Annotated in this window: 2 protein-coding genes; both read right to left on the bottom strand. The window is 59.3% G+C overall.

Annotation, left to right across the window (positions count from 1 at the left end):
- Window positions 1-752, bottom strand: a 752-nt coding sequence (locus VOI29_RS24450; protein WP_323784484.1) for a TraU family protein, incomplete at its 3' end; no start/stop codon positions are given.
- Entirely contained in the window at window positions 749-1,360 is a 612-nt protein-coding gene (gene traW, locus VOI29_RS24445) for a type-F conjugative transfer system protein TraW (RefSeq protein WP_323784483.1), read from the bottom strand. The genes VOI29_RS24450 and traW, both read right to left, overlap by 4 nt.
- Between the last annotated feature and the right edge of the window lie 223 nt (window positions 1,361-1,583).

Here is a 1,583-nt window from a genome sequence, read left to right as displayed (position 1 = left end):
AGCAGCCGGTGCATCCGGGCCACCATCTTGGTTGCAACCACCTGGCTTGCCATCACCCCGCCAACATGGGCCGCAACATCGCCCTGGATTGGGTAGATCGAGCCGCCGCAGCCGGTGCACCAGAACAGCGCATCCATCGGCAGATTGCCGGAGGATGCCTTGGTGCAATCTGCAGCACAGGCCGCCTGGGCAATCGGATTGGCAAACAAGATTGCCTCCGGATTGATCAGGTTGTTCAGTTCCGCGTCCTGCCAGAGCGGGTCAATTTCCGAGATATAGGCGACATCGAATTGCGCGCTTTGCTGGCAGAGACCATCGACCACTACACCAAGCCAGGAAATCAGCGGATAGAAGTAATAATGTGCCTGCCAGCGCGACCCGGTGCTGCCGCCGCTCTGCTGGGTGGCTGATGATTTACCGAGCGACAGCAGCCCGAAATCCATGTCAAAGCCCATGTTTACGAAGCAACCGGGCTCATTTGCTACATCGACCAGCCGGGCCGGTTCCCAAAGACCAATGGACAGGCCAAGCCGGGGCGGAACACCAGGACAGACGCAAAGCGGGAAGGTCTGGTTTCTCGTATCCGGGCGGCTGGCGCCGAAGCTCAGGCTCAGGCCGCCGATGGAGATAGGAAAGATGCAGTCCCAGCAAACTTCCGTGATGGGGTTCAGAAACCGCTTGTTGCAAATAGCTGCCGCTTGGGTTGCTGCAAGGGCGAAGGCAAAGGCGAGGATTAAAGCGCGCAGGTTCATTGCAGCACCTCCCCGCCCTTGCCGAGCGCGATTTCTTCCACCTGCATGACTGGATCCGCGCGCTGCACCACGGCAGGCACATTGCGGATGCCGAAACGCTTCACCAGAACAGCATCCTGGTCGAAATAGAACCGGCGGCCATGCTCGCGCATCAGGCCCAACGGATCACCATTCACCAGCACCAGAAGCGTGTCCAACTCGCCGCCATCCGCCAGCGCAAAGGCCACTTGGCCGGGATCGTCACCATCGAGCAGAACAATGCGCTTTTCAAAGCGGGAATAGGCCAACGGGTTCACGACCGTGCCAGCGCGGGCGAAGACCCGGCCCTGATGGTCTGCCAGATCCTCTGTCAGGGTGATCGACATATCGACCTCCCAGACCGCGTATTCCTCCGCCTTGCCGATACCCTGAACCGGACGCGGCCGGTTCACATAGGCCCGCGTGGTGTCCTGCATTTCCTGCCGCATCTGATCCAGCTCGCCAGCCGCTTCCATTTCCAGGAGCCGGTCCTTGATCGTGTCCAGCAGCGAGGGTTCAGCCACCTCGAACAATGGGCCGTGGGTGCCGAGATCCTTGGCCGCCCCCTGCCCTGTGGCAGCAGCGAGCATGACCGCTTGGAGCAGGCAAGCGGTCAGACAGCGCTGCCATTGAAATGCTCTGTTGCACCCCCTATTTTTTATACATACAAAAAGTCCATGAAACTTATTTGGGATACAGCGAAGCGCATTCGCAACCTTGAGAAACACGGGTGCGATTTTAGCATCGTGGAGAGTTTTAACTGGGAAGCGGCGGTTACCCGGGAAGATACCCGAATGGACTATGGCGAGAGGC

This window comes from Leisingera sp., assembly GCF_034669605.1.
In the GTDB taxonomy this organism is placed as follows: Bacteria; Pseudomonadota; Alphaproteobacteria; order Rhodobacterales; family Rhodobacteraceae; genus Leisingera.
This window is presented reverse-complemented; position numbering and strand designations above follow the sequence as displayed.

Bases quoted from the DNA above. Each gene is read 5' to 3' on its own strand.
- traW (WP_323784483.1), bottom strand. From the start codon at position 1,360: ATGCTCGCTGCTGCCACAGGGCAGGGGGCGGCCAAGGATCTCGGCACC.